Genomic DNA, 18,564 nt, shown 5'->3' on the forward strand with positions numbered 1-18,564 from the left:
GGAGGAGAGCCTATGTCGGGATGACCTGGAAGGCCGTGGCGAGGCGGGAACCGGGGAACCGGGCGGCGGCGTCCTCTGCGGCCTCGCGCAGGAACTGCTCCGGGTCGGCCATCGGCCCGCCGAGCGCCTCGAGGTAGGCCTTGTGCGCCCGCAGCGACGCCACCCCACGCTCGAAGTGCTCCTCGACGTCGACGGCGTGCCCGGCGAGCGGCGAGGCCAGCACCAGCGCCTGGCGCACGCCGCTCCACGGCTCGCCGACCTCGGGGAAGAGCCAGCGGTTGGCCGCGTCGCGCACGGCGTCGAGGGTGGCCAGGCCGACCGTGCGGTGGTCGGCCATGTTGAAGTGCCCGCCCGGGAACGTGTCGTGGTGGTTGACCGTGATCACGACGTCCGGGCGGTGCCGGCGGATCGCTGCCGCGATGTCGCGGCGCAGCGGCACGTCGTAGGTGACCAACCCGTCCGGGTGATCCAGGAACTCCACGACGTCGACGCCGACCTCCGCGGCGGCCGCCCGCTGCTCGGCCTCCCGCAGCGGCCCGCACTCCGCGGGCGGGAGCGTGTCGATCCCGGCCTCTCCGCGGGTGACGAGCAGGTAGGCGATGTGGCGGCCCTGCGCCGTCCAGCGTGCGATGGCGGCCGCACCGCCGTATTCGAGGTCGTCCGGATGGGCCACGACGGCGAGTCCGCGCTCGAACTCCTCCGGGAAGGGCTGGAAATGATCGGACATGGGGCGATCCTGCCCTCCCGGATGCGTCAGCGGGGCCGGGGCGTAGCGTCGACCCAGCTGAGGGGGGCACGACGCGTGCCCGGACCAGGAGTTCCATCACATGACCGCCACACGCCCGGCCACCGACCGGCCCGGCGAGACCACCCTCGACCACCTCCTCACGGTGCTCGCCGCACCCGCGGAGCTGCTCTCCGATCCAGACGGCCAGGTCCGTCCGGAGGGCGCACAGGGCTTCTACGTGGGCGACACGCGCTACTGCAGCCGCCTGGAGATCGACGTCGACGGCGTCGACCTGCGGTTCGCAGCGGCCGGCCTCGACGGGGCCTGCCGCGCGTGGTTCGAGGGCGAGCTGCCCGGCGTGCGGGTGCGCCGAGAGCGCCGGATCGCCGACCGCACCGCGGTCGAGGAGATCACCCTGCACAACTCCGGGAGCAGCCCCGTCGACCTGCGGCTCGTCCTGCGCGCCCGCAGCGACCTGTCGGCCACCCCGGTGGTCAAGTCCGGCGTACCGCTCGCCGAGGTGCCGCCCACGGTTCACGGCGGCGAGATCCGCTGGTCCCGGGGCGACGTGGCCGCCTCGCTCGCCACGACACCCGCCCCGGACGAGATCGGCGCCGACGGCCCCGACGCCGTACTGGGCTGGCCGCTGCGTCTCGTGCCGGGCGCACGCTGGACCCTGCACGTCGTCCTCGCGCCGTCGCCCGCCGGGCCGGAGGACTTCCGCCCGGCCGCCCCGCTCGAATGGCGGCCGGACGAGCGTGCGGCGGCCGGACCTCGCGCCGGCCTGCTGCGCCAGAGCCTCGCCGACCTCGGGGGCCTGCTGCTCGCCGACCCGATCGACCCGGACGACCGGTTCGCCGCGGCCGGCAGCCCCTGGTTCTGCACCCTCTTCGGGCGCGACTCGCTGTGGACGGCGCGGATGGTGCTGCCGCTGTCCACCGACCTCGCCGCCGGAACCCTGCGCGTGCTGGCGCGGCGCCAGGGCCGGGTGAGCAACCCGCGCGGCGAGGAGGAGCCCGGCAAGATCATCCACGAGTTCCGGCCGAACGGGCTGAAGGCCGGCGGGCTCGACCTGCCGCCGAGCTACTACGGCACGGTCGACGCCACCCCGCTGTGGTGCTGCCTGCTGCACGACGCGTGGCGCGCAGGCCTGCCGGACGACGAGGTGGCCGCGCTCGTCCCGCACCTGGAGGCCGCGCTCGGCTGGATCAAGCGCACCGCGGGCGACTACGGGTTCCTCAGCTACCGCCGCTCGTCCGGCAGCGGGCTGGCCAACCAGGGGTGGAAGGACTCGCCCGGCGCCGTCCGCTGGGCCGACGGGACGATCGCCGCCCAGCCGCTCGCGCTGTGCGAGGTGCAGGGCTACGCGTACGCGGCAGCCCGCGGAGGGGCCGCGCTGCTCGCGGCGTTCGACCGTCCAGGAGCGGACGAGTGGCAGCAGTGGGCCGACCGCCTCGCCGCCCTGTTCCGCGCGACCTACTGGATCGACGACCCGGACGGCCGCTACCCCGCGATCGCGCTCGACGGGCACGGCCGCGCGGTCACCGGACCGGCGTCCAACATGGCCCACCTGCTGACCACCGGGATCCTCGACCCGGACGAGGCCCAGCTCGTCGCCGACCGGCTCGCCCGACCCGACCTCGACGGCGGCTGCGGCCTGCGCACCCTGTCGAGCACCAACGGCGCCTACGACCCCCTGACCTACCACCGCGGCTCCGTCTGGCCCCACGACACGGCCATCGCCGTGCTCGGCCTCGCCGGGATCGGCCGGCACGACGTCGCCCGCTCACTGGGCGAGGGCCTGGTCGCCGCCGCAGGTGACTTCGCCGACCGGCTCCCCGAGCTCTACGCCGAGATCGACGGCGAGGCGGTCAGCTACCCCACGGCCTGCCGCCCGCAGGCCTGGGCCGCGGCAGGCGCGGTCGCGGTGGTGTCCTACCTGGACGCCGGCGTCGTCCCCGCCTGGGCGACCCCGCAGTAGCCCTGCACTCAGACCGCGACTCGCGTACACGGAAACCGCGACTCGCGGACGGGGCGGAGCCCACGTCCCGCGAGTCGCGGTGTGGGTGCGGGCGAGTCGGGGTCAGCGGTGGTTGCCCAGGCGGGCGTCGACGGCGTCCGGGGCGAAGACCTCGTCGACCGCAAGCTCGGTCATCCCCACCACCGAGGCGCGGTCGCCGAGCGTCGTGCTCACCACGCGGAGGCGGCGGGTGGCCCGGGGCAGGGAGCGCTGGTAGATCAGCTCCCGCATGCCCGTGACGAAGTACTCGTTGGTCTGGGCCATCTCGCCCGCCAGCACGAGGACCTCCGGGTTGAGCACCGAGACGACGGTGGTCATCACCTCGCCGGCGAGCTGCCCGGCCGTGCGGACGGCGGCGATGGCGTCCGGGTCGCCCTCCTGCACGAGCCGCCGGACGTCGACGGCGCTGGTGACGTCCTTGCCGAGCGCGGCGAGCCTGCGGGCGAGCGCGTCGCCGGACGCCACGGCGGCCAGGCAGCCGACCGCGCCGCACGCGCACCGCTCGTCGTGGCCGTACATGCGGATGTGCCCGATGTCGCCAGCCCCGCCGTCGATGCCGCGGTAGAGCCGCCCGTCGATGACGATCCCGGCGCCGATGCCGCTGCCGACGGTCACCAGGAGCAGCGACGGCACGCCCGGCCAGTTCGCGCGCTGCTCGCCGAGTGCCATGAGGTTGGCGTCGTTCTCGACGAACACCGGCACGCCGAGTCGCGCGGCGAGCCGGTCGCGCACCGGGTAGTCGTGCCAGCCGGGCATCACGGGCGGCTGCATGACCCGCCCGACGGCGACGTCGACGGGGCCGGGCACGCCGACCCCGAGCGCCACGGTGCGGGCCGGGTCGATCCCCGAGTCGGCGACGAGGCGGCCCAGCTCGGTCTCGACCGCGCCGAGCACGGGGTCGGGGCCGGCCGCGACGGGCATGTCGAACGAGCGCCGGTACAGCTCCCGCCCGCCGAGGTCGACCGCGGTGAGCTCGACCCGGTCGCGGTGCACCCCTGCGACGAGGACGTGGCCGAAGCCCTCGTCGAACGAGAGTGCCCCGGCCGGGCGGCCGCGGCCCTCGGCCTCACCGGCCGACTCGCGCAGCAGGCCCGCGCCGAGCAGGGCGTCCACCCGCTGCGTGACGGTGGACCGGGACAGCCCGGTGACCCGGATCAGGTCCCGGCGGGTGGCCGCGATCCCCCGCCGGACGAGCAGCAGCAGCCGCCCCGCCGACACCGGGTTGCCGGCAGCGACCCGCTCGTGGTCGATCACCGACACGTGCCTCAGCCCTTCTCGGCCCCCGCTGTGAGGCCTTCGGTGAGCAGTCTCTCGCTCGCGAAGAACACGACGATGATCGGGATGGTCACGATGACCGATCCCGCCATCAGGACGGTGGTCGGGATCTCGATGCTGCCGGCGAGTTGCGACAGGCCGAGCGACACCGTCCAGCGGTCGCGCTGCTCGATGAGGAAGAGCAGCGCGAACAGGAACTCGTTCCATGCGATCATGAAGATGAACAGGGCGTTCGCGATGATCGCCGGCATGGCGAGCGGCAGGCTGATCCGCCGCATGACGCCGAGCCGCGAGCACCCGTCGATCGCGGCCGCCTCCTCGAGGCTCACGGGAACGGTGTCGAAGTAGTTGCGCAGCATGTAGATCGACACCGCGACGACCTGCGAGACGTACACGATCAGCAGCCCGACGAGCGTGCCCCGCAGCCCGATCCGGGTGAAGAACACGAAGAGCGGGACGGCGAGCAGGATCGGCGGGAACAGGTACACGGCCAGGAACAGCACGCTGACCTGCCGGCGACCGAAGAACTGCAGGCGGCTCACGGCGTAGGCCCCGGGCAGCGCGACCAGCAGGGTGAGCGCCACGGTGCCGAAGGCGACGAGCGCGCTGTTGGCCATGAAGTTCAGGAAGCCCTGCCCACCCGCGCTCGGCGGGGCGACCACGCTGCCGAAGCTGTCGAGGTTCACCTCCGACGGCGGCAGCCACAGCGCCCCCGGGTCCTGCAGCACCCGGTCCAGCGGCCGCAGCGACAGCAGGCCCATGTAGTAGAACGGGAAGATCGTGATGATCAGCAGCAGGGCGATCGTCACGATCCGCAGGACCCCGAAGACGCGGGTCTCGACGGTGTCGCGGTTCATGGTCGCCATCACGAGCGCTCCTCGCGCGGCGCCAGCCGCCACATGTAGAGGCCGATGAGGGCGGCGAGGATCGCGGCGAGCACGAGCGCCTGCGCCGCCGCCCCGCCGATGTCCCCGCGGGCGGTGAGGGCGTTGAACACCGAGACCGCCACCACCTCGGTGCCGGCGCCGCCGCCGGTGAGCAGGTAGATGTCGTCGAAGCTGTTGAACGTCCAGATGAACCGCAGCACGGCGAGCACGGCGATCGTGGGCAGCAGCTGCGGGAGCACGACGTAGCGGAAGCGCTGGGTGAGGGTCGCGCCGTCGACGGTGGCTGCCTCCTCCAGCGTGCCCGGCACCGCCTGCAACCGCGCCGTCAGGAACAGGAACGCGAACGGGAACGACCGCCACGCCTCGAAGGCGATCACCGTGAGCAGCGCCGTCGGCACCCCGATCGTCAGCCCGAAGAGCGAGACGTCACTGCTGCGCTGCGAGAGGAACGCGATCGGCTCGTCCCAGCCCAGTAGCCGCGTTCCCCAGTGGTTCACGACGCCGAACTGCGGGTTGAGCATCGTGGACCAGGCGAACGTCGCCGCCACGATCGGCGCCACGTACGGCAGCAGCATCACCGCGCGCACGAGCCCGCGGCCGCGGAAGGGCCGCCGCAGCGCGAGCGCGGCCACGAGACCGAGCCCGATCGCTCCCGCCGTACCCAGCACGGAGTACGTGAGGGTGGTGGCCAGCGCACTCCAGAACGTGGGCGCGGTGAACACGTTGTCGAAGTTGTTCAGCGTGAACTGGCCGAACAGGCCGGAGCTGCGCAGGTTCAGCAGGCGCAGCCGCTGGAACGCCAGCAGCACCGTCCAGACGATCGGGACGACCACCATCGCGAGGACGATCACCAGCGTCGGGGAGATCAGCGCGATGCCCGCGCGCGCGTCGGCGGCGGCAAGCGTGCGGCGAGCGCTTCGCTCCTTCGGCTGGGCGGTTCCCGGCGGGCGTACCCCGGTATCGGTGCTCACGGCGCGAGGCCCGTCATCGGAGGCCGTCCTGGATCGTGCGCAGGGTGTCGGCCGCCTGCTTCGCGGCGCCCTGGGCGTCCGTGCCGCCGCTCGTCACCGCGGCCACGGCTGCGGGAACGGGCTGCTCACCGAGCGAGGCACCCATCAGCTCGCCCTGCCCCTGCGGGTAGGCCCACCGGGAGAACTTGTCGGGACCGGTCTGCAGCGCGGCGAGCACGTCCTGCGGGTAGATCTCGGTCATCGGCGCCTTGCGGTCCACACCGATCGGGAGCGACTCCCACCTGTCGACGAAGTCGGTGGCGCCGGGCGAGCTACCCGACCGCGCGGGGAACTTGCCCTCCGGCGCGAACGCCAGCCAGTCGACGTAGCCGTCGCTCATCATGAACTGGACGAACCGCTGGGAGGGCTCGGCGGTGGCCTCCGACGTGATCGCCCAGGAGATCACCTCGCCGAACTGGGCGGGCTGGGTACCTGCCGGCCCCTGCAGCGCGGCCACGATCCCCGTGTTCTCGGCCAGGAACCGGGGGTCTGCCGTGCACTCCGGGCAGCTGGGCATGGCGTCGTCGCGCAGCCCGGCGAGCTCGTCGAGCAGGAACGTCGACCAGACCGCCATCGCGGCCTGGCCTGCGAAGTAGCCGGCCCGCACCGTGTCGACGTCCTGCGTGCCCGGCACCGAGTAGTCCATGATCAGCTGGCGGTAGAACTCGAACGCCCCGACGCACTGCGGGCTGTCGATCGTGATCTCGCCCGCCTCGTTCACCATCTCGCAGCCGTTGGCCAGTGCGATGTGCTCGAACGTCTGCTCCGTGAACGCGTCGCCCGGAGCCGTGGCGCCGACGAAGCCGGCGCGCTCCGGGGTGTCGAGGGTCCGCGCTGCGTTCAGGATGGCGTCGTAGGTCGTCGGGGCGGGCAGGCCGGCCGCCTGGAACAGGTCCCGCCGGTAGTACAGCAGCTGCGACCACGCCTCGCTCGGCACCGACAGCTGCCGGTCACCCTCGCGCGTCAGCGTCAGCGCCGACTGGTTCCACGTGTTCGCGCCGAGGGCGTCGATCACCGCCTGGTTGGCGTCGCTGTTCGTCAGGTCGTTCGCCGCGAGCGTGTTCACCGCCGACAGCGGGACCGAGCCGACCACGTCGGGCAGGTCACCGGCCGCGGCCGAGGCCGTGAGGGTCTGGTTGAACTGGTCCTCCTCGACCCCGACCAGCTTGACGCGAATCCCGGTCTGCTGGGTGAACCGGTCGATGATCGCCTGGGTGGCGGCCACGCGGTCGGGCAGCGTGTCGGCGGTCCAGACGGTGATCTCGTCGGCAGCACCGCCCCCCTCACCTCCTCCGCCCCCGCAGGCGGAGATCGCCATGGCGGCGACGAGCCCGACGGCGATCCCGACACGACGGATCACGGTTCTCATGTCCTGCTCCCCCATCGGCGCGACGTTGCGCTTCCAGCGCGCCGCCAGTGAACTCGCTCGACCGCGTGATCCACAACCGCTGGCCGTGTCTTTTTTTGCCTGAGACTCAGTCTTAATACGCGTGCTGCTAGCGTCATAAACGTCGAGCATGACGCGTAGAACCGAGGTCACCTGCATGGATGTCGCCGAAGAGGAGCCCGCTGACGGAGACCCGCTCGTGGTGACGCTCACCGGGCCCCAGCGGGTGGAGGTGCTGCGCGCGCCACGAGCCCCCGTGCCACCCGGCCACGTGCGCATCCGCACCCTCTACTCCGGGATCTCCGCAGGCACCGAGCTCACGCTCTACCGGGGCACCAACCCGCACCTGGACCGGCGGTGGGATCCCGCCCGCAGGCTGTTCGTGGACGAGGCCGCCGCGAGCGCCTACCCGAACACGGCGTGGGGCTACAGCGAGGTCGGCGAGGTGGTCGAGCTGGGGGCAGGCGTCGACGACGCCCTGCTCGGCGTCGCCGTGTGGGGCCTGTGGAGCCACACCGGCGAGGTCGTGCTGCCGGTCGAGAAGGTCGAGGGCCGCGTGCTCCCCGCAGGGCTCGACCCGCTCGGCGGCACGTTCGCCCGGGTCGGCGCCGTCGCGCTCAACGCGGTGCTCGCCGCCGACGTGCACATCGGCGAGACCGTCGCCGTGTTCGGCCAGGGCGTGCTGGGCCTGCTCGCCACCCAGCTCACCGTGGCCAGCGGCGCCGAGGTCGTCGCCGTGGACGGGATCGACGGCCGCCGGAAGCAGGCCGCCGCGTTCGGTGCCGCGCACGTGCTCGACCCGGTGACCGAGGACGTCGGCGGGCGGATCAAGGAGCTCACCGGCGGCCGGGGCGCGGACGTCTGCATCGAGATCAGCGGCTCCTACCGCGCCCTGCACGAGGCCGTGCGCGGCTGCGCGGCCGGTGGCCGGGTCGTCGCCGCCGGCTTCTACCAGGGCGACGGGGTCGGGCTGCGCCTCGGCGAGGAGTTCCACCACAACCGCGTGCAGATCGTCTCCTCCCAGATCTCCTCGGCACCGGCGGGGATGGCCGAGCGCTGGAGCCCCGAACGGCTGCACCGCACCGTCATCGAGCTGGTCGCCGCGGGCCGCCTCGACGTGCTGCCGCTGGTCAGCCACGTCGTGCCGGCCCCGCTCGCCGCCAACGCGTACGCCCTGCTCGACACCGACCCCGCGGCGGCGCTGCAGGTCGTCCTCGACTTCCGCCCCGAACCCGCAATCGACCTCCGGAGCGCCTCATGAGGCTGACCTGCCAGGAGCAGCTGCTGCCCGGCGACACGTTGCAGGAGAAGTGGGACGCCGCCCAGGCGTTCGGCTACGACGGCATCGAGCTGCGCGGCCAGGGCGGGCACCGGATCCGCGAGCGACTTCCCGAGCTGCACCGCGCCCGCCGCGACGGCGTCGTGATGCCGACGGTCTGCGTTGAGATGCTCCACTTCATCGGCGACTTCGACGCCGAGCGCAGGCAGGACGCGCGCGAGAACATGCGCACGATGCTGTCGGTGATCGCCGAGCTCGGCGGCACCGCGGCGATGACGCCCGCGGCGTACGGGATGTTCTCGCGGCGGCTGCCCCCGTTCGAGCCCCCTCGCGACGAGGCGGGCGACCGGGCCGTGCTGCTCGACGCCCTCGGCGCCCTCGGCGAGCACGCGCAGCGCGAGGGGGTGCGGATCCTCCTCGAACCGCTCAACCGCTACGAGGACCACATGGTCAACCGCCTCGAGCAGGCCGTCGAGCTCGCCGAGGCGACGGGTTTCGACAGCGTGGGCGTGGTCGCCGACTCGTACCACATGAACATCGAGGAGGCCGACGTCCAGGGCGCGCTGGTGGCGGCCGCACACCGCCTGCACCACGTGCAGGTGTCGGACTCCAACCGCCTCGAGCCGGGCGCCGGGCACCTGGACTGGACGGCGTTCCTCGCCGCGCTCGCGAACGCCGGCTACACCGGCGACCTGGCCGCCGAGTGCCGGCTGTCCGGACCCGCCGAGCAGGCGCTGCCCAAGGCCGCGGCCACCCTGCGCGCCGCAGGGGCCGGCGGTGCGTGACGGGGACCTGCGCCGCGCGGCGATGGCCGTACTGCGCGGGAACTGGGAGGGCAGGCACACCGTGCCGTCGCGCCGGCTCTACCCGCACCAGTGGAGCTGGGACTCCGCGTTCATCGCGATCGGCTGGGCGCACGCCTCGCCCGGGCGCGGACGCCGCGAGCTGGAGTCGCTGCTGGCCGCGCAGTGGGCCGACGGGCGGGTGCCGCAGATCGTGTTCAACCCCGCGGTCGCGCGCGACGCCTACTTCCCCGGCCCCGACTTCTGGCGCTCGCGCGACGTCCCCGGCGCCCCGGCCGTCGAGACGTCCGGCATCGTGCAGCCGCCGGTGCACGCGGTGGCCGCGCTCAAGGTCCACCGCGCCTCGCCGACCCTCGGCAGGCGATTCCTGCGGCACGTGTACCCCGGCCTCGTCGCCCAGCACGACTACCTGCTGCGCGAGCGTTCCGACGGCTCGCGCGGTGGGCTCGTGACGATCGTCCACCCCTGGGAGTCCGGGCAGGACAACTCGCCGGCCTGGGACGCCGAGCTGGCCCGCGTCACCGCGGGCGTCGAGGTGCTGGCCGGGCACCAGCGCCGCGACCTCGACCACGTCGACGCCACCGAGCGGCCCACCGCCGCGGACTACGCCCGCTACATCGCGATCGTCGACGCGTACCGCGAACACGGCTACCGCGACGAGCCGGACGCGCACCTCTTCGTCGCGGTCGACCCGCTGTTCAACGCCCTGCTGGCGTGGTCGGAGGAAGCGCTCGCCGAGATCGCCCGCATCATCGGCAAGCCGTCGCAGCGGCACCGCGAGCGCGCGGCCGCCATTCGCGACGCCCTCCTCGACCACTGCTACGACCCCGCCGCCGGGCACTTCTTCGCGCTCGATCGCCACGGCGTGCGCGTCGAGGAGCACTGCGTCGGTGGCCTGGTGCCGCTGGTGCTCGACCTGCCCGCCGAGGTCGTCGACGCGCTGGTGGCCGGGATGACGGGCCCGCGGTTCGCACTGAACGACCGCGTCCCGCTACCCAGCTACGACCTCACCGGTCCCGCGTTCGACACCACCCGCTACTGGCGCGGCCCGGCGTGGATCAACACCAGCTGGCTCGTCCTGCGCGGCCTGGAGCGCCACAGCCGGCACGCCGAGGCGGCCACACTGCGGACGGCGATGCTGAACGCGGTGCGGCAGGAGGGCTTCCGCGAGTACTTCGACCCGGGCACCGGCGCCGGGCGGGGGGTCGCGGACTTCAGCTGGTCGGCGGCGCTGACGCTGGACCTGCTCGCGACGGCGACCACCCCGGCCCCGGCGCCCCGACCACTGACGGGTACGCCGAGCTGACGGCGGAATCTTCGGCTGTGAACAACCGTTGAAGCGGTTGTGACGCTGCCGTCCACCACCGCCACCGCCCGCCTCCTCCAGGTCCGCTCCATCTACGCCGAACCCGCGGCACTCGACTCCGAGCGGGGCCGACAGGTGCTCGCGCGCTTCCCCGACGCCGAGATCGTCGAGGTGCCGTCGCACTGGCAGATCCCCGAGCTCCACGGCAACGCCGGGAACGTCGACCGGTGGGTCCGGGTCAAGACCGAGACGCTCGTGCTGGGCGTCAAGAAGTCGCTCTCGGCGCGGCCCAACGGGCGGTCCAGCGACTTCATCGCGCCGTCGACGTCCAACGGCTGCGCCATGGCCTGCGCCTACTGCTACGTGCCGCGCCGCAAGGGCTACGCCAACCCGATCACGGTGTTCACCAACATCGACAAGATCACCAAGTACCTGCGCGGCCACGTGTCGCGGCAGGGCGTGAAGCCGGAGCCCGACCAGGTGGACCCCCACGCATGGGTCTACGACATCGGGGAGAACAGCGACTGCTCCGTGGACGCCCTGGTCAGCGACAACGTGGCCGACCTCGTGGCCACCTTCCGCGAGCTGCCCGCGGCCAAGGCGAGCTTCGCCACGAAGTTCGTCAACCGCGACCTGCTCGGCTACGACCCGCAGGGCCGCACCCGCATCCGCTTCTCGCTGATGCCGGAGAACGACTCCAAGCTGCTCGACATCCGCACCAGCAGCATCGGCGAGCGCATCGCGGCCATCGACGACTTCGTCGAGGCGGGCTACGAGGTGCACCTCAACTTCTCCCCGGTCGTGCTGCGCGACGGCTGGGAGCGGGACTGGGCACAGCTGCTCACCCGTCTCGACGACGAGCTGGGCGACGCGTTCAAGCAGCAGGCGGCGACCGAGATCATCATGCTGACGCACAACCGCGACCTGCACGAGGTCAACCTCGGGTGGCACCCCAAGGCCGAGGACGTGCTCTGGCGCCCCGAGCTGCAGCAGGCCAAGCGCTCTCAGAGCGGGATGTGGAACGTGCGCTACCGCAACGACCGCAAGCGCGAGGGCGTGCAGGTGCTGCAGGACCTCATCGCCACCCACGCGCCGTGGCTGCGGGTGCGGTACGCGTTCTGAGCCGCCACGCCCGACGCCGGAGCAGGCAGGAACGCTGAGACGATCAGCGGGAGCGGCCGGGCCAGATGACTTCGCACAACTCGTCGGGACTTCGCACACGGCCCGCCCTGTGTGAAGTCCACACCCGATGTGCGGAGTGGCGCCGCCCTCCTCGCGCGCCGCAGCACTCGGCCGAGCGATCATGCCCCCGACGTCACGTCGCTCCCACCGCCGCCGAAAGGCGCTCGCGGCGGGCAGTAGCGTCTCCATCGACATGAGCGCCACGATCCAAGCCACCGGGCTCGCCACCGGGCACGGTGCCCGCGTCCTGTTCTCCGGTCTCGACCTGATCGTCGCCCCCGGTGACGTCGTCGGGCTCGTCGGCGCCAACGGCGCGGGCAAGTCCACGCTCCTGCGGCTGCTCGCGGGGGAACAGGACCCGGAGGACGGCAAGATCGTCATCAGCCCGCCCGACGCGACGGTCGGGCACCTGCCCCAGGAGCCGGAGCGGCGACCGGGCGAGACGGTGGCCGCCTTCGTCGCACGGCGCACGGGCGTCGCCGCGGCGCAGGCCGCCATGGACGCGGCCGCCGAGGCGCTCGGCACCGGCGCCCCGGGCGCCGACGACACCTACGCCGCCGCGCTGGACCGCTGGCTCGCCCTCGGTGGCGCCGACCTCGACGAGCGCGCCGGGGAGGTCGCGGCCGAGGTCGGGCTAGGCGTGGATCTCGACGCGGAGATGACCGCGCTGTCGGGCGGACAGGCCGCTCGCGCCGGGCTCGCCGCGCTGCTCCTGTCGCGCTACGACGTGCTGCTGCTCGACGAGCCGACCAACGACCTCGACCTCGACGGCCTGGAGCGCCTCGAACGGTTCGTGCGGGGGCTGCGCTCGCCCGCCGTGATCGTCAGCCACGACCGCGAGTTCCTCGCCCGCACCGTGACCAGGGTCGTCGAGCTGGACCTCGCGCAGCAGCAGGTCGGCGTGTACGACGGCGGCTACGACAGCTACCTCGTCGAGCGCGAGGTGGCGCGCCGGCACGCCCGGGAGGCGTACGAGGTGTACGACGACAAGCTCTCCGGGCTCAAGGACCGCGCGCAGATGCAGCGCAACTGGATGGCCCAGGGCGTGCGCAACGCTCGCCGCAAGTCGACGGACAACGACAAGATCGGCCGAAAGACGCGCGCCGAGGCCAGTGAGAAGCAGGCCTCGAAGGCACGGCAGACGCAGCGGATGATCGAGCGGCTCGACGCGGTCGAGGAGCCCCGCAAGGAGTGGGAGCTGCGCATGACGATCGCGGCCGCCCCGCGCTCCGGCACGGTGGTGGCCTCGATGTCGGGCGCCGTCGTCCGGCGTGGGTCGTTCGTGCTGGGCCCGATCGACGCGCAGGTCGACTGGGCCGACCGCATCGTGATCACCGGTGCCAACGGCTCCGGCAAGTCCACGCTGCTGGGCGCGCTGCTCGGGCGCATCCCCGTGGACGAGGGCAGCGCGGGCCTCGGCTCGGGGGTGCGGGTCGGCGAGATCGACCAGGCGCGCGGCCTGTTCCTCGGCCCCGAACCGCTGGTACGCGCGTTCGGCAACGCGGTACCCGACTGGGCCGAGTCGGACGTCCGCACGCTGCTGGCGAAGTTCGGGCTGACGTCCGAGCACGTGCCGCGCCCGGCCGCGTCACTCTCGCCCGGTGAGCGCACCCGCGCCGCGCTGGCCCTGCTGCAGGCCCGCGAGGTGAACCTGCTCGTGCTCGACGAGCCGACCAACCACCTCGACCTGCCGGCGATCGAGCAGCTGGAACAGGCCCTCGACTCGTTCCCGGGTACGGTCCTGCTGGTCACCCACGACCGCCGGATGCTGGACACGGTCCGCACCACGCGCAGGTGGCAGGTGGAGTCAGGCCGCCTGAAGGAGGCCTGATGTCAGCAAGGTGGCTTTGCTGACGTCCGGCGTCAGTAAAGCCACCTTGCTGTCATTCGGAACGGCCTCAGCTGGGACGGCTCGCCGGCGACTGCGTCTTCGCCGGGTCCCGCTCCACCTTGTCGCCCAGCGCCTCGTCGATCCGCTTCAGGACGTCGGGCTCCAGGCGCACGCCGCTGGCACGGACGTTGTCGGTGACCTGCTCGGGACGGCTAGCGCCGATGATCGCGGCGGCGACGTTGTCGTTCTGCAGCACCCACGCCACGGCGAGCTGGGCCATGCTGAGGCCGAGGTCGGACGCGATCGGCGCCAGCGCCTGCACGCGGGTGAGGGTGTCGTCGTCCATCCATCGCTGGATGAACTGGGCGCCGCCCTTCTCGTCGGTGGCCCGCGAGCCGGGCGGGGGCGCGGCGCCGGGCTGGTACTTCCCGGTGAGCACGCCCTGCGCGATCGGGGAGAAGACGATCTGGCTGATGCCCAGCTCCTCTGAGGCAGGCACGACCTCGCTCTCGATCACCCGCCACAGCATCGAGTACTGCGGCTGGTTGGACACGAGCGAGAAGCCGAGCTCCTTCGCGAGGGCCTGGCCGTCGCGCAGCTGCTCCGCGGTCCACTCGCTCACGCCGATGTAGAGCGCCTTGCCCGAGCGGACGACGTCGGCGAACGCCTGCATCGTCTCCTCGAGCGGCGTCTCGACGTCGTAGCGGTGGGCCTGGTAGAGGTCGACGTAGTCGGTCTGCAACCGGCGCAGGCTCCCGTCGATCGACTCCTTGATGTGCTTGCGCGAGAGGCCGGAGTCGTTCGGGCCCTTCGGGCCGGTCGGCCAGTAGACCTTGGTGAGGATCTCCAGCGAGGCGCGCCGCTCGCCCTTCAGCGCCTCGCCGAGCACGGTCTCGGCTGCGCCGTTCGCGTAGGCGTCGGCGGTGTCGAAGGTGGTGATCCCGGCGTCGAGGGCGGCGCGCACGCACGCGATGGCGGCGTCGTTCTCCACCTGCGAGCCGTGGGTGATCCAGTTGCCGTAGGTGATCTCGGAGATCTTCAGGCCGGATCGGCCGAGGTAGCGGTGTTCCACGCCCGAACAGTAGTCCCGCCGGGCGGCACTTGTCAGATGAGTGGACGGGTCAGGTCGTTGGCGGCGCGCAGCACCGGGGCCGTGCCGAGGGCTGCCGTGTCCAGCTCGCCACTCATCACGACGAACGTGTGGCTCTGCCCCGCAGCGAGCGTGACCATGCCGGAGTCGACGCGCGCGGCGGACTCCAGCCGGTCGGGGAACAGGCACAGGTCCTTGACCAGGGCGTCCGCCGTGACGCGCACGGTGTACCCGGCCGGCGTGCGCTCGGTCGACACGGAGACCGCATCGGCCGTGAGCACCAGCCGGAGGGCGGTGTCCTCCGTGAAGTACCAGTACGCGTCGGTGCCGACCTGCAGGAACTCCGCCTCCGGCTCGTCCGGCGTGACCAACGCCGCAGGCAGGTCGACGGTGACCGCGCCGCGGGCGCCGACCCTGACGGGCACGGTCTCGCTCGCGAGCACCGCGCACCCGCCACCGGTGCGCCGCCTGGCAACGGTGAGCCGCTGCGACCACTCCCGCGGCGAGTCGTTGTGCACCACCAGCACGGGCACCCCGTCCCGCGGCTGCACGGTGACGAGCGTGTCGGCGTACACCCGCCGCAGCACGTACCAGAGCGGCTTGCGGATGCCGTGGCCGTCGACGGCGGCCCAGGAGATCACCGGCCAATTGTCGTTCAGCTGCCAGACGACGGCCCCGGTGTTGCGCGGGAACAGGCTGCGGAAGTGCTCGATCCCGTACCCGACGGCCCGGGCCTGGTTGAGCTGGGTGATCCAGTGCCACTCGTCGATGTCGCGCCACCGCGGCAGGTGGTCGCCGAGGCCGCGTTCCAGCTTGAGGTTGCCGTCGGCGGCCTTCTGGTGCACGAGCATCTGCGGGCCGTACGGGTCGATGGGCTCGTCGTGGACCACGGACGTCAACGTGGACCAGGCGGGCGGGCCCTGGAAGCCGAACTCGGCCGCGAACCGGGGCGCGTGGTCGCGGTAGGTCGCGTAGTCGACCTGGTTCCACACGTCCCAGAGGTGCATGGTGCCGCTGCGCGCGTCGTTGGGATGGATGAACGGGCTGAACGAGTACGGGCTCCCGGGCGAGTACGGCGTGCGCGGGTCCAGCTCCGCGACGATCGACGGCAGCAGCTCGAGGTAGTAGCCCGCACCCCAGGTGCGGCCGGCGAGCGGGCGCCGCCAGCCCCACTCGACGAACCCCCAGATGTTCTCGTTGCAGCCGTTCCAGAGCGCGAGGCTCGCGTGCTGCGACAGCCGCGTGACGGCCTCGCGCGCCTCCGCCTCGACCTCACCCCGCAGCGGTTCCTCCTCCGCGTACGCGGCGCACGCGAACAGGAAGTCCTGCCAGACGAGCACGCCGAGCTCGTCGCAGGTGCGGTAGAAGTGCTCGCTCTCGTAGATCCCGCCGCCCCACACCCGCAGCAGGTTCATGCCGGCGTCGACGGCGTCGCCGATGCTGCGCCGGTACGTCTGCGGGGTGAGGCGGGTGACGAACGCGTCGTCCGGGATCCAGTTGGCTCCCCGGAGGTACACCGGCTCGCCGTTCACGGCGATGGTGAACGGTTCCCCGTGCTCGTCGGGCGCGACGTCGAGCGTCACGGTGCGGAAGCCGACCCGCCCGTGCCACGCGTGCACCACGCCGCCCGCGGTGCTCACCTCCACCGTGACGGGGTAGAGCGGCTGGTCGCCGTGCCCACGCGGCCACCACAGGTCCACGTCCTCGACCACGGCTGTGACCAGCACCGACGTCTCCCCGATCGCGACGGTTGCACCGGCTCTCGCGTCACCTACCCGAACCGCGACCGTGGCGTCGGCCGACGCACCGGCCCACGCCAGCTCGACGTGCGCCTCCAGAACGCCCCGATCGCCGTCGACGGTGGCGAGCGGGCGCACGGAGGCGATCCGCACGTCGCTCCAGGACTCGATGCGGATCGGGCGCCAGATGCCGACGGTCGCGACGTCGGGTCCCCAGTCCCAGCCGTAGTTGCTCGCCATCTTGCGGATGGCGTTGTACGGGTGGTGGTTGACGTGGGGGCGCGGGCCGAGCTCGGCCGAGAGCCGCTCGGCGCCGTCGACGGGCGCGGCGAACGCGACGACGAGCTCGTTCTCCCCGGCCGCGAGCACCGGGGTGATGTCGAAGCGGTACGTGCGGTGCTGGTTGGCGGTGCGGCCCAGCTCGATGCCGTTGAGGATGACGGTGGCGAGCGTGTCCAGGCCCTCGGCCACCAGCTCCTGCCGGGCGCCGCCGTCGGGCTCCCAGGTGAACCGGGCGCGGTAGGTCCAGTCGGTGCGCCCGATCCAGGCGCAGGCGCCCTCGTTGTCGCCGTCGAGGACGTCGGGGATCACGCATGCGGCCATCAGGTCGGTGTGCACCTCGCCCGGGACGGTGGCCGGGTGGGATCCGGCTCCTCCCTGCACGGACCAGGCGATACCGGCCTCGCTCGTGAGCGGGACCTGTCGGAGCGGGGCGGCGACCTCGAGCGTCACCCGGCGAACTTTACCGGTTCACCTGTCCACGGGCTCCGAACACGACCGTGGGCGACCCCGCTCTCGCGGGGCCGCCCACGGGTTGGGTCGGTATCGGTCAGGCCTCTGGTCGATCCTGCACGCCGATCGCGAAGCGCAGCTCCTGCCCACCGTCGGGGCCGGCAACGGGCTGCACGTCCAGCACCTTGTCGTCGAGCACCTGGGCGACCACCGGCTCGAGGAAGACGCTCACGCCGTCCCCGGACAGCACGACGTCCTCGTTGTCCGGCCGGCCGGCCAGCGACAGCTCGAGGCCCTGCTCTGGATCGGGGGCCGAGATGCGCAGGCCGCCCCCGTCGGGCAGCTCCGCATCAGTGGTCAGGGTCCTGATGGCTTCGGCCGCAGTATTGGTGATTGCCAACATGCCGCGCCACACTAGGCGCGATCGGCCGGGCTCGCAGACCGGGACGCGGTCAGCCGAACGTGTCGGGGTCCGGGCCGAGGCGGGTGCCGGAGTCGAGCTCGTCGATCGTGGCGATGTCGTCGGCGCTGAGCTCGAAGTCGAACACGTCGATGTTCTCCCGGATCCGGGAAGGCGTGACCGACTTCGGGAAGACGATGTTGTCCTGCTGGATGTGCCAGCGCAGCACGATCTGCGCCGGGCTCCTGCCGTACTTCTCGGCGAGCGCGACGACCCGCTCGTCCGCCAGCAGGTCACCGCCCTTGCCGATCGGGCTCCACGCCTCCGTCGCGATGCCGTGCTCGCGGTGGTAGGCCTGCAGCTCGCGCTGCGCGAGCCACGGGTGCAGCTCGATCTGGTTGACGGCGGGCACGGTGCCGGTCTCGGCCGCCAGCCGCTCCAGGTGCGGCACCTGGAAGTTCGACACGCCGATGGAGCGGGCCTTGCCGTCCGAGAGGATCTTCTCGAACGCGCGCCACGTCTCGACGTAGCGGTCTGCGCGCGGGCGCGGCCAGTGGATCAGGTAGAGGTCGACGTGGTCGAGGCCCAGCTTCTGCAGGCTCTCGTCGAGCGCGGAGATGGCCTCGTCGTGGCCGTGCCGGTCGTTGATGAGCTTGGTGGTGACGAAGACCTCGTCGCGCGCCAGCCCGGACTCCCGGAGCGCCTGCCCGACGCCCTCCTCGTTGCCATAGCCCTGAGCGGTGTCGATGTGCCGGTAGCCGGCCTCGAGGGCCGTTCGCACGACCTCCGCCGTCCTCGCCGGTTCGATCTGGAAGACGCCGAACCCGAACTGCGGGATCTGCACGCCGTTGTTCAGGCGGATGTTCGGTACCTGCGACATGGGTTCTGTCTACCCC

15 protein-coding genes are annotated in these 18,564 nt (G+C 72.4%); 6 read left to right on the top strand and 9 right to left on the bottom strand.

What is annotated here, in order from left to right; genetic code table 11:
* Positions 1 to 10 precede the first annotated feature (10 nt).
* The gene (locus FB388_RS33760; protein WP_142106746.1) at positions 11 to 727 is read right to left on the bottom strand and encodes a PIG-L deacetylase family protein; all 717 of its coding nucleotides are present in this window, start codon (positions 725 to 727) and stop codon (positions 11 to 13) included.
* Between the two features lie 100 nt (positions 728 to 827).
* On the opposite strand from FB388_RS33760, the gene FB388_RS33765 reads away from it, so the two are divergent.
* The gene (locus FB388_RS33765) at positions 828 to 2,708 is read left to right on the top strand and encodes a glycogen debranching N-terminal domain-containing protein (RefSeq protein WP_142106747.1); all 1,881 of its coding nucleotides are present in this window, start codon (positions 828 to 830) and stop codon (positions 2,706 to 2,708) included.
* A 102-nt stretch (positions 2,709 to 2,810) separates the two neighbouring features.
* Here FB388_RS33765 and FB388_RS33770 read toward each other — a convergent pair whose 3' ends face one another.
* From FB388_RS33770 to FB388_RS33785, 4 genes are read right to left on the bottom strand one after another with little or no spacing between them, the layout of a single operon-like run.
* Positions 2,811 to 4,007: an ROK family transcriptional regulator gene (locus FB388_RS33770; RefSeq protein ID WP_246122673.1), complete on the bottom strand. Its 1,197-nt coding sequence runs from the start codon at positions 4,005 to 4,007 to the stop codon at positions 2,811 to 2,813.
* A 5-nt stretch (positions 4,008 to 4,012) separates the two neighbouring features.
* Entirely contained in the window at positions 4,013 to 4,888 is an 876-nt protein-coding gene (locus FB388_RS33775) for a carbohydrate ABC transporter permease (RefSeq protein ID WP_211362414.1), read from the bottom strand.
* Positions 4,888 to 5,880, bottom strand: coding sequence for a carbohydrate ABC transporter permease (locus FB388_RS33780; RefSeq protein ID WP_211362415.1), 993 nt, complete (start codon positions 5,878 to 5,880; stop codon positions 4,888 to 4,890). Before FB388_RS33780 ends, FB388_RS33775 begins: the two co-directional genes overlap by 1 nt.
* 13 nt (positions 5,881 to 5,893) lie before the next feature.
* Entirely contained in the window at positions 5,894 to 7,288 is a 1,395-nt protein-coding gene (locus tag FB388_RS33785; protein ID WP_142106748.1) for an ABC transporter substrate-binding protein, read from the bottom strand.
* 175 nt (positions 7,289 to 7,463) lie between these two features.
* On the opposite strand from FB388_RS33785, the gene FB388_RS33790 reads away from it, so the two are divergent.
* From FB388_RS33790 to FB388_RS33810, 5 genes are all read left to right on the top strand, one after another.
* On the top strand, positions 7,464 to 8,567 hold the full coding sequence (locus tag FB388_RS33790; RefSeq protein WP_142107693.1) for a zinc-dependent alcohol dehydrogenase: 1,104 nt from the start codon (positions 7,464 to 7,466) through the stop codon (positions 8,565 to 8,567).
* Positions 8,564 to 9,370 (top strand): sugar phosphate isomerase/epimerase family protein, encoded by an 807-nt coding sequence (locus FB388_RS33795; protein WP_142106749.1) that lies wholly within the window; start codon positions 8,564 to 8,566, stop codon positions 9,368 to 9,370. The genes FB388_RS33790 and FB388_RS33795 overlap by 4 nt, the downstream gene beginning before the upstream one ends.
* Complete coding sequence (locus tag FB388_RS33800; protein ID WP_142106750.1) at positions 9,363 to 10,694, top strand: MGH1-like glycoside hydrolase domain-containing protein; 1,332 nt, start codon at positions 9,363 to 9,365, stop codon at positions 10,692 to 10,694. Before FB388_RS33795 ends, FB388_RS33800 begins: the two co-directional genes overlap by 8 nt.
* Before the next feature lie 39 nt (positions 10,695 to 10,733).
* Positions 10,734 to 11,816 carry a spore photoproduct lyase family protein gene (locus FB388_RS33805; protein ID WP_142106751.1) on the top strand — a complete coding sequence of 361 codons (1,083 nt, stop codon included), beginning with the start codon at positions 10,734 to 10,736 and terminating at the stop codon, positions 11,814 to 11,816.
* Between the two features lie 253 nt (positions 11,817 to 12,069).
* Positions 12,070 to 13,707 carry an ABC-F family ATP-binding cassette domain-containing protein gene (locus tag FB388_RS33810; RefSeq protein WP_142106752.1) on the top strand — a complete coding sequence of 546 codons (1,638 nt, stop codon included), beginning with the start codon at positions 12,070 to 12,072 and terminating at the stop codon, positions 13,705 to 13,707.
* Positions 13,708 to 13,774: 67 nt separating this feature from the next.
* Here the strand turns inward: FB388_RS33810 and FB388_RS33815 are convergent, their stop codons facing one another.
* The 4 genes from FB388_RS33815 to FB388_RS33830 all read right to left on the bottom strand — a co-directional run bounded on the left by FB388_RS33815 (position 13,775) and on the right by FB388_RS33830 (position 18,548).
* Positions 13,775 to 14,779, bottom strand: coding sequence for an aldo/keto reductase family protein (locus tag FB388_RS33815; protein ID WP_142106753.1), 1,005 nt, complete (start codon positions 14,777 to 14,779; stop codon positions 13,775 to 13,777).
* A gap of 32 nt (positions 14,780 to 14,811) precedes the next feature.
* A complete protein-coding gene (locus FB388_RS33820) occupies positions 14,812 to 17,268 on the bottom strand; it encodes a glycoside hydrolase family 2 protein (RefSeq protein WP_142106754.1) in 2,457 nt (818 codons plus the stop codon).
* Between the two features lie 97 nt (positions 17,269 to 17,365).
* Positions 17,366 to 17,671 carry an adhesin gene (locus FB388_RS33825; RefSeq protein WP_142106755.1) on the bottom strand — a complete coding sequence of 102 codons (306 nt, stop codon included), beginning with the start codon at positions 17,669 to 17,671 and terminating at the stop codon, positions 17,366 to 17,368.
* A 49-nt stretch (positions 17,672 to 17,720) separates the two neighbouring features.
* Positions 17,721 to 18,548, bottom strand: a complete 828-nt coding sequence (locus FB388_RS33830) for an aldo/keto reductase (RefSeq protein WP_142106756.1) — start codon at positions 18,546 to 18,548, stop codon at positions 17,721 to 17,723.
* Positions 18,549 to 18,564: the final 16 nt, after the last annotated feature.

The sequence above is a fragment of the Pseudonocardia cypriaca genome, from assembly GCF_006717045.1.
In the GTDB taxonomy this organism is placed as follows: Bacteria; Actinomycetota; Actinomycetes; order Mycobacteriales; family Pseudonocardiaceae; genus Pseudonocardia; species Pseudonocardia cypriaca.